This is a genomic window from Spirosoma harenae (assembly GCF_054776975.1).
Window position 1 is genome coordinate 19,188 of the sequence record NZ_BAAHBD010000034.1, and the last position, 9,587, is coordinate 28,774.

The following is a 9,587-nucleotide window of genomic DNA, read 5'->3' on the forward strand; positions in this document are numbered from 1 at the left end:
AGGGTTGCTATATGAATTTATGGCTTCATATAGTGTTAATCAGAACTGATAAAAACAGGAAGGGGCCAATACGCGGAGGCCATAACTATACCAACAATAATCCCTCATGCCAGCATGAGAATATGCTGCCAAACAATTGTCCGTTAGCCAATAAACAGTATCCGCTAGGCGATAACCCCTAAACGAGGAGGCCGTAGGAAGTCCCGAATGTAGGACGAATAAGAAGAAAGTTGGTAAGCGAAACGAGGGGATTGTAAAACCGTTGGTGAAGCTTTAAAATCAAATTGAAAATAAGCTTCGCAATAGAGTTGGATCGGAGATGTCTGTTGAATCCGTTCCGTTGTTTCTTTGTCGTGTTTATCCTGTTGGGCTTTCAAGCGTTTGGCCAGGTAACACTTTCCATCGCAATGCAGCTGAGGTTTGTTGCGGTTTTCGCACAAGACGCGTGCGATATAGTCTTTATTCAAGTGATAATAAGCAATGGTTCCCCATGGACTAATGCTCGGCAATAGTACAGCGATCAACAGAATGTATGTCAGCAGAGAACGCATCGTACCACAAAGGTAAATCGGTTTCATAAATAATATTTCTTGATTGAAATATTATTTATGAAACTAAGACATCCCCAGATACATTTCTCGAAAGTTCATGCTTCTCCGCATTATTAAAGCAATCGTTAACCTTTAGTTTATGACCATTCGCATCATTTCAGCCCAGAAGGGATGAGTCATATTTTGTGTCCCTGATCAGTGCGTTATTGTCAGTAGATAACAGAGATTACAATGACCTGGCAGCTTTGTAGCCATCGTTCAGCATCCAGTGCGTAAAAGCAGCGTAGCGGGTTGCATAATCCTTTGAATCTTTTGCTTGTTCAACATCTTTTGAAAAGCGACCCACGATGTCGAAGTAAGGCATACGCCGGGTTTCGTAGTGTTTTAGGGCGGCTGATAGATCCGGTTTGGCTTCAATTGCATTCGTCAGCACTAAGACGTCTTCAATACCGAGCGTCCCCCCGGCGGCAATATGGGGGGAAAGTCCATGGGCGGCATCGCCAATAAGCGCTACGCGCTTTTTTACCCAGAATGGCAGCTTGGGGACATACATAATCTGATTATACAGTATATTTTCTTCGGATGTCAATTCAATCAGTCTGATGAGCGGCTCTCCCCAGCCCCCGTCATTCATCTTTTGCGCCCGGCGCAAGGCCTCTTCTTTCTTGGTACCGGTTGGGGGATCACTGGCAAACTGGTTAATCATCCAGAAAACCTGATTACCCGCGGTTCTGGCAAACCCGCCCCTTGTTCGGTCGCGACCAACGGTGAGGATCGTGCTTTCAACCGGTTCATCACCGGGCGCAACAACGGCTCTCCAGACGTGGTGCCCTTCATGTTCCATGGCGGGATAGTCCGGCAAGAGTAGATGACGCACGGTGGAATAGACTCCATCAGCTCCAATTAGCAGATCAGCTTCAAGCCTCCTGCCATCTGCCAAAACAATGGTCACCTGGTCCGCTTCTTCCTCAAAATGCACGATTTTGCTGCCCAGTAAAATGTTTTCATGTCCCACCGCTTCGGCAAGGATGGTGTTCAATTGTGGTCTTGAAAATAAGGTAAACGCATAACCCTCCGGATCAAAACCCGGTGCCCGGTACCGCTGTCCGGCCGCATTGTAAAACCAGGCTTGTACAGACGTTCCCGTTGCCCGTATCGGCTGGCCAATCCCAAGCTTATCGAAAACGTCAAGCGCGTTTTTCCACAAGTTGATGGAAGCCCCAGCAGCCCGGATCTCCGGTGCCTTTTCAATCACCCTGACCTTCGCGCCCAATCGGTTGAAGGCAATTGCGGCCGTCATCCCGACCAGGCCACCCCCTGCAACAACGACTCTAAGTTTTGCAGTTTGTTTCACAAAATCATTGAACATTGCTTTGTTCTTTAGGTTGATTATTATTAGTTTGATGCAAAGAAAGCGAGCTAAACAACCAATAAATAAACAAAATCAAGGCATTAATATCGGAAATCGCGGATTCTGAAAAGCTACTCTTGGTTGTGCCGGCGGTCCGTTTGATCAATGGCTTCTCATCACCCTTCGAAATGGCAAAAAGAAAGACGACACACATACCTGAATTCGGACTTTCAGAACCCGGGTCAAAGCAGATCGTGCTAAAAAGGTTAAGTCCGGATAATCCAGTTACCGGCAGCCATAGTGTTGCCTTGCCTCATCGTGACAAGCACTACATGCTTCTCATTATTGATCGTGGAAAACTGGTGGGAACGATTGACTTTGAGCAGTTTACGACAGACGGGCCTTTTCTCTTGCTTGTATTCCCCGGGCAGATTCATTTGCTTACTCCCGAAACACCCCTGTCGGGCTGGATCATCGATTTTAATTCAGCAGTAATTGATGCGCATTTACAAAGCGAACTGGAGCTTTACCGGCAAAACCCTTTGCAGTTGCAACAACCGAAATCGACAGTTGCTTTTGAACAAATCAAAAAGCTATTAGCCGTACTGGAGGAGCTTTTTAGGCAGCCCTGGACGATTACGAAGGCGATCGTGGCCCTATTCACCGGCATGCTCCACATCATTACCTACATGGCTTCTTCTCTTGCCGAGGACGGAAAGGTAAAGAAAAGCCGGCCACAGCTGATCAAGCGGCAATTTCTGGCCTTACTTCATCAGCATTACAGAGATTGGAAGAAGCCATCCCGCTATGCAGAGAAGCTGTCCATTTCAACTGCTCATCTCAACGATACCATTAAGCAGCTGACTGGTCGAACAGCAACGGCCGTAATCCAGGAACATTGTATACAGGAAGCGCAACGGTTGTTGCGTTACACCGATTTGAGTGTAAAAGAGATCAGTTACCAGTTGGGCTACCCTAATCCAAGTCACTTTATAGCAATATTCAGCACACGATTGGGCGCAACGCCCTTGCAATACCGCCGACAACCTCACTAAACGATCAACCTACAGAGAGCCTTACTTAGCAAGGTTGTTAAAAACGAACTGAGAGGTGATGCCCAAATGATAGGGACTTTCTGCTTTTCCCTTTCAAACTTACCTAAGCACCCGCTTAATATAAAGTTGGTGTAAACTGTTATTAAGAAAATTCTAGTGGATTGGATGACAGTCGCCAATCAGTACTGTAGCCGGTCCACTTGCCTGATGGCAGGCTACGCCTTTTTTAAATACCCATCTAACTGGTTTCCGATATACTCCCAGCCCCATACAAATCGGTTCCTAGCGAAGTGTGGGGCCTCTGAAAACTTTCTAAGCCAATATGAGTAATTCGGAGTTTGGTCTTACCGCTCTCGGCGAATAACTAAAACTTACCTCCGACAGACCCCTATAGCCTTTGTAAGCCCACGTATGAGCGAATTTTTGCGCTCCTACTACTTGGGTAACCCGCCATTCTTTCTGAAAAGTGGAGCCTTCATCCGTAAATTTAAACACAAAGCCAACGATGGGTTTGACGTCTCGTAATTGCGGGAAGTACCATTCTCTTAATGCGTTTTTACTGGTAAGTGACTGCCACACCGTGTTAAGAGGTAGGTTAAAAACTCGTTCAGAAACTAAAGGCGCGCTAGTCATGGAGTTGTCTAGTCGGTACATTGAGCAAACATAGCCATTGGCATAAAGGTGCAACTTCCTATTTTTGTACGTCGTCAAATGAAAGTGGACAAAATAGGTGAAAATGGGAAGAGACAATTTCCTAAATTGTTTCACTTAAATCACCTTGGTTATGTCCAATTCAGCCAAAAAATCCCTGCCTAACCGTTCCAAAACGGCCCAATCTGCTTTAACTGCTACCTCCGAGCGCAAGCCGGCCTTATCCATTATCAAAGACATCCAACGGCAGACCCGACGCCAGTACAGCGCTGAAGAAAAGATTCGCATTGTGCTGGAAGGCTTGCAAGGCGAACAGTCAGTAGCCGAGATTTGTCGACGCGAAGGCCTCAATACCAACATTTATTATCGGTGGAGTAAAGAGTTTCTGGAAGCGGGCAAAAAGCGATTGGCTGGCGATACCACCCGAGAAGCTACCGCTCCCGAAGTACAATCGATCAAGTCCGAAAATGAGGCTCTTAAACAACTGGTGGCCGAATTGAGCCTAGAAAATAGGGTATTAAAAAAAAGCCTTAAAGCCGACGACTAATCGCTACCATCACATGAGTCAGTCTGAGAAAATGGAAATCATCACGCTGGTCGAGCAGTCGCCTTTGAGCGTGAAGACTACGCTGCGCGAGTTAGGTATCAAACGATCGACCTTTTATCAATGGTATAAACGGTATTTGCAGGATGGCTATGATGGCTTGGCCGATCCTGTTTATCGTAGAACCAGCGCTTGGAACCAACTGCCACCCGCTGAAAAGGGCCGCATTGTGGAATTAGCCTTAGAGCGCCCTGATCTGTCCTGCCGAGAGTTGGCCTGCTATATCGTTGATAATGAGGGATGGTTTGTGTCTGAATCTACGGTTTATCGTATCCTGAAAAGCCGAGGTTTAATTACGACCCCAGCCTACCGATTGATGGAAGCAGCCAATCAGTCCTATAATCCTACTACGGCTCCCAACCAACTCTGGCAAACAGACTTCACGTACTTTAAGATCAGGAACTGGGGTTGGTATTACCTCTCGACAGTGCTGGATGACTACTCGCGCTATATTTTAGCGTGGGAACTGTGCCCCGGTATGCAGGCCACCGACGTAGAGCGCACTGTCCAAGCGGCTCTGAAGGCCAGTAGCCTGACTGCTGATCAGCGACCTCGCATGCTATCAGATAACGGTTCGGCCTATGTGTCTCGGTATCTGAAGGAGTATTTGAAAGGGGAAAGTATTGAGCATATTCGCAGTGCGCCGTTTCACCCGATGACACAGGGCAAAATCGAGCGGTATCATCGATCGATGAAAAACGTACTGTTGCTGGAGCACTACTATAGTCCCGATGAGTTGAGAGATCGCTTAACGGAGTGGGTGAATTATTACAATCACCAACGCTATCATGAATCGCTGGATAATGTGCGGCCAGCCGATACATACTGGGGCCGCCAAGACCAAATTGTAGCCGAACGACAAAAAATCAAGCAATTGACGATGGCCCAACGACGGAAAAGTCATATTTTTCAGAAACTACAACGTGTTTAAAACCGTCTCTTCTCTTTTCACCCGCATCTGTCCACTTTCGGTTGACGATATACAATGAATTGCGGAAAATTTCTGGGGTACAAGGCGCTTCGTACACCGGCAATCAGGCAGGACGTGGTCTTAATTTCCTGGCTGCCTTTTCTTCTGATAGCACGGGTGGGTCGAGTTTAAAGTGGATCAAATGCTCGGGAGTCGATCAGGATTTCGCCACTGTGTTTGGCTTGAAGGTAGTGGCTGGATTTTTCTTTACCGAAGGGATGACATCCACCTACGGCAACCCCGCTGATTTTGTGCGTAAAGTGGTGTTGAATGAAACGGCGGTGCGCGCTTTAGGGTTTAGAAAGGATAAGGAAGCCATTGGTCGTGTCCTAACGGCTAAAGACGGACAGCGGTATTATGTGCTGGGCATTGTCGAAGATTTCAACTGGGCATCCGCCCATAAGGCTACCGACCCGGTCATGTTATGGTACACCCCCAACAATCGATTTATGACGATTCGTATGGCTGCTGAGGCTGACAAGCAGCAAACGCTTGCCCAACTAAAGCGAAGCTATGATCAACTCTTCCCAACCGATGTGTTTCACTATGAGTTTGCCAAAGATGTGTATAACCGGCAATATGGCGAAGACGAAACGTTTACCAAGTTATTTGGGCTTTTCTCAGGCCTAGCCATCCTGATTGCCTCCCTGGGGCTTTTTGGCCTGTCAGCTTTCACGGCAGCCCGGCGAAGCAAAGAAGTGGCTGTCCGCCGAGTGTTAGGGGCTAGTGTTGGAACGATCTTGAGCCTTCTGGCTGAGGATTTTTTAAAGATGGTTCTTCTTGCCATGGTCGTTGCGTCCCCGCTGGCCTGGTACGCCATGGACCAGTGGCTTGAGGATTTTGCTTATCGAATAGCAATCCAGTGGTGGGTGTTTGTGGTGGCCGGTCTCTTGACGGCACTCATTGCCTTGGTGACGGTGAGTTTCCAGAGTATAAAAGCCGCCCTGCTCAACCCGGTGAAGAGTTTGCGTAGCGAATAAATCAACGGATTAGGTTAACAACCCCTCAACTTCATCGACGAATGCTTGATGCAGTTGAGGGGCTTTCTGTTTCAAGAAACGCCCTGAATTATTGATACATAAATCGCTCTTGGTCACAGATGGGAGCCTTTTAAGAAACAGTGTTTTAATATATGTCCAATCTAACTAAGCGCGTACAGTCTAATTATCTCTGCATTGCTTACTCAGAATCCCTACGCCATTAAAAGGAACTTGAAATTGTCAATTGATTGTTGTATAATTGTCAATTGATAATTGCAGTTATGAAAACCAATCAGCACTCAGCCCCCCAGCTAACGGCATTGCGAGCCAAACGAGCGGTTCAAATTAAACCCAATGGACTCGATGCACGGCTTAACCAGTTAGCTCAACAACTCGGCGTTACCCTCAAAGAATTAGCCCCCCTGTTGCAGCTCTCGGAAAGTACTCTACACCGATTACGGCGCCAAACGGCTTTGAGCGGACCCACCGCTGAACGGGTAGAGTTATTGTATCAAGTTATCCAGCATGGCTTGCGGGTGTACGCTAATGATGAGCAGGCCTTGCGAGAATGGCTGCGCTATCCGCTAGGCGAATTAGATGGCCGTACACCGTTGCAAACGCTAACGACCATTGCCGGTTTCACCCAAGTCAATGATGTGTTAGGCCGCATTGAGCACGGCATTTTCTACTAACACGCTCTTCGAATTACCCACTTGATTACATGCTGGTTTATCGTTTACTACAGGCTGCTTATCGTCATGAGCCACTGTCTGGACAAGGAGCTGCTTTGTATGGTGGCCGTTGGAACCCCAAGGGCCTATCGCTGTTGTATACCACCGAATCCCCAGCCTTGAGCTTGCTGGAAGTGCTGGTGCATCTTAATCCTAAGTACATACCTCCGTACTACTTAGTTACCATTGAGGTGCCGGACTCGATACGTTCTTTTCAAGAGCAGGAGTTGCCCGCTGATTGGCGAGCCACTGGTAGTAGCCCGCTGTCCTCTCAAAGCTTTTTAGTGGATTGGCTGCAAAGGCCGGACTGCTTAATAGTGCAGGTGCCCAGTTCAGTGGTACCCGTCATGGCTAACTACTTGATCAACCCCCGCCATGAGCTGTTTTCGAGTTGCCAAGTCGTCAAGTCGGAAGTATTCGAGATTGATGCTCGGCTGTATGATCCTTCTCGACGCGGGCACTAGTTAGCCGAATTACAATACTTAAATATAGTCTCACTTTGGAGCGATTATTGAGACTCTTAACGACTATCAACTCCAGGTAGGAGCAACCGTACGGTTGCTCCTACCTGAACTATACCAAAACACGTAGATGCTCTTCCGACGTTTTCGATCTTTAACCACTATTCTTCTCTAATGGTGATAACACTGGAAGACCGTAACTCAACCGCCTGTAGTTAGTATATTGCTGCTGAAGGCTGAATAAACTACGCTACTCCTTTTTTAGTTGCCATGCCCTGTTAATTAAACAGTCGATTCCACTAACTGATCCCCTAAATACACTAGCTGATTAGTCTTACTGGTAGCCCTTCATCCGGCCTTTTAATTTCGCCACCGTCTATCTGGATAACCTGGATCAGATGGCTGCCACTATTTTTTTATCTCAACCAATCCTTGTGTATATGTTAACGTTTCTACAATTTACTCATGAACAACTCCGAACGTATCGATTATGCTTACTCGCTGTCTTGTGGCTAACGAATGCGCTCCCAGTAGCGCAGGCTCAGTTTACTCAGAAGCAAAAGATCGTGGCGAGCGACCGCAATACGAATGACTACTTCGGTAATTCAGTGGATATGTCGGGTAACTACGCCATTGTGGGTGCCTACAATGCGTCTTACGATGCCAATAATTCAAATTTTAAGGGAAGTGCAGGAGCAGCTTATATTTATGAATTACAAAATGGGCAGTTTAGTCAAAAACAAAAACTGCTCGCCAGCGACCGGATGTCGCTGGATCATTTTGGTAATCAAGCCGTTATTTCCGGCACGTATGCCGCCATTGGTGCATCTTACAATAAAACCGACGCTAACGGCGCCAATCCGCTTGACTATGCAGGGGCCGTGTATGTATTTGAACGCCAACCGAATGGGCAATGGACGCAAGTTGCCAAACTGGTTGAACCAGATCGGGCGGCTAATCGTGAGTTTGGTAATACCCTCGCTATTTCGGGCGATTTCATCGTAGTCGGCTCGCGGAATAATCCTACAGACGCTGACGGAACTAATTCGTTGCCAACTGCGGGAGCCGTGCATGTGTTTCAGCGCCAGCCAAATGGGCAGTGGGCTTCTGTCACGAAATTAGTGCCGTCGGACCGGCGCTCGTATCAAGAATTTGGCCAAGCCGTCAGCATTGAGAATAATCGCATTCTCATAGGTTCCCGAGATTCCTACGATGCTCAAGGCAATAATTATTTAACCTATGCAGGGGCTGCCTACCTATTTGTTCAACAACCGAATGGACAGTGGCAGCAACAAGCTAAGCTGGTAGCGGGTGATCGATCACTCGGTAGCTTATTTGGCTCATCGGTGAGCATTGCCGGAAATTATATAGGGGTGGGTGCGTTGACCAATACTACGGATGAACAGAATTCAAATGCCCTGTCGAATGCTGGCTCGGCCTATTTATTTGAACAAATCAATGGTCAATGGCAGCAAGTGAGCAAAGTGGTTGCTGCTGACCGATCGGCTGAAAGCTTCTTTGGTATATCAGTGAACTTGTCGGGCAATAGGTTTCTGGTAGGAGCCTATGGCACTGCATTCGATGCATCAGGTAGTAATCCGATGCCTAACGCCGGCGGAGCTTACTTTTTCAATCGCCAACCCGATGGATCTTGGACTCAGTCCAGTAAAATCGTGGCTAATGATAGAGGAAGCGAAAATTATTTTGGGCTAAATGTGGCACTAGAGGGTGAAATGGCTTTGGTGGGGGCCAGCAATAATGAAACAGATGCCGTCGGTGGTATGGCTAAGCAGAAGGCTGGGGCAGCCTATCTGTTCAGTGTGCCCAGCGGCCAAAACCAGTCCCCTTTCGTTAATCAACCCATTGCCAATCAGCAAGTCCAATTCGGAAGTAGCTACAATTTCGTTATTCCGGCCAGTACGTTTGTAGATCCGGAAGGGCAACCACTTACGCTATCAGCCACGGGTTTACCTAACGGTATTAGCTTAAACGGCAGCATCCTTTCTGGCACTCCGCAGGCAGTAGGCGACTATACCATTACGATTACCGCAACCGATAAGGGTGGACTACAGGCATCGACAAGTTTCGTGCTTCAAGTTAAGGACGTAGTGATCAATCCACCCGGCAATTTGCAGTTGACCGCTCCCCAGTACAACTGCCAAACGGGTGCCTTCAGCTTCCAGACTACCGGCGGCAATGGGACACCCATTGAGTATTTCGCTATTGGGATCAC

The 9,587-nt window shown here is 47.6% G+C and carries 9 protein-coding genes; 6 read left to right on the plus strand and 3 right to left on the minus strand.

Annotated elements, in window-relative coordinates; translation table 11 throughout:
- Window positions 1-164: 164 nt before the first annotated feature.
- Together ACYVE4_RS29770 and ACYVE4_RS29775 are read right to left on the minus strand one after the other, a co-directional pair.
- Window positions 165-578, minus strand: coding sequence for a hypothetical protein (locus tag ACYVE4_RS29770; protein WP_461044063.1), 414 nt, complete (start codon window positions 576-578; stop codon window positions 165-167).
- Between the two features lie 199 nt (window positions 579-777).
- Window positions 778-1,905: an FAD-dependent monooxygenase gene (locus tag ACYVE4_RS29775; RefSeq protein ID WP_461044064.1), complete on the minus strand. Its 1,128-nt coding sequence runs from the start codon at window positions 1,903-1,905 to the stop codon at window positions 778-780.
- Window positions 1,906-2,090: 185 nt separating this feature from the next.
- Here ACYVE4_RS29775 and ACYVE4_RS29780 point away from each other — a divergent pair, with 185 nt between their 5' ends.
- Window positions 2,091-2,957 (plus strand): AraC family transcriptional regulator, encoded by an 867-nt coding sequence (locus tag ACYVE4_RS29780; RefSeq protein WP_461044065.1) that lies wholly within the window; start codon window positions 2,091-2,093, stop codon window positions 2,955-2,957.
- 312 nt (window positions 2,958-3,269) lie between these two features.
- Here the strand turns inward: ACYVE4_RS29780 and ACYVE4_RS29785 are convergent, their stop codons facing one another.
- A complete protein-coding gene (locus ACYVE4_RS29785; protein ID WP_461044066.1) occupies window positions 3,270-3,611 on the minus strand; it encodes an SRPBCC family protein in 342 nt (113 codons plus the stop codon).
- Between the two features lie 130 nt (window positions 3,612-3,741).
- On the opposite strand from ACYVE4_RS29785, the gene ACYVE4_RS29790 reads away from it, so the two are divergent.
- From ACYVE4_RS29790 to ACYVE4_RS29810, 5 genes are all read left to right on the plus strand, one after another.
- Window positions 3,742-5,143, plus strand: a protein-coding gene (locus ACYVE4_RS29790) for an IS3 family transposase (protein WP_461044067.1) whose coding sequence is annotated in 2 segments (ribosomal slippage) — window positions 3,742-4,146 and window positions 4,148-5,143 — 1,401 coding nt in all. Because the reading frame shifts where the segments join, the coding sequence is not laid out codon by codon here.
- 59 nt (window positions 5,144-5,202) lie between these two features.
- The gene (locus ACYVE4_RS29795) at window positions 5,203-6,162 is read left to right on the plus strand and encodes an ABC transporter permease (protein ID WP_461044068.1); all 960 of its coding nucleotides are present in this window, start codon (window positions 5,203-5,205) and stop codon (window positions 6,160-6,162) included.
- A gap of 281 nt (window positions 6,163-6,443) precedes the next feature.
- The gene (locus ACYVE4_RS29800; protein ID WP_461044069.1) at window positions 6,444-6,854 is read left to right on the plus strand and encodes an antitoxin Xre/MbcA/ParS toxin-binding domain-containing protein; all 411 of its coding nucleotides are present in this window, start codon (window positions 6,444-6,446) and stop codon (window positions 6,852-6,854) included.
- Between the two features lie 29 nt (window positions 6,855-6,883).
- Window positions 6,884-7,357, plus strand: coding sequence for an RES family NAD+ phosphorylase (locus ACYVE4_RS29805; protein ID WP_461044070.1), 474 nt, complete (start codon window positions 6,884-6,886; stop codon window positions 7,355-7,357).
- Between the two features lie 437 nt (window positions 7,358-7,794).
- On the plus strand, window positions 7,795-9,587 hold a 1,793-nt coding region (locus ACYVE4_RS29810; protein WP_461044071.1), incomplete at its 3' end, for a putative Ig domain-containing protein.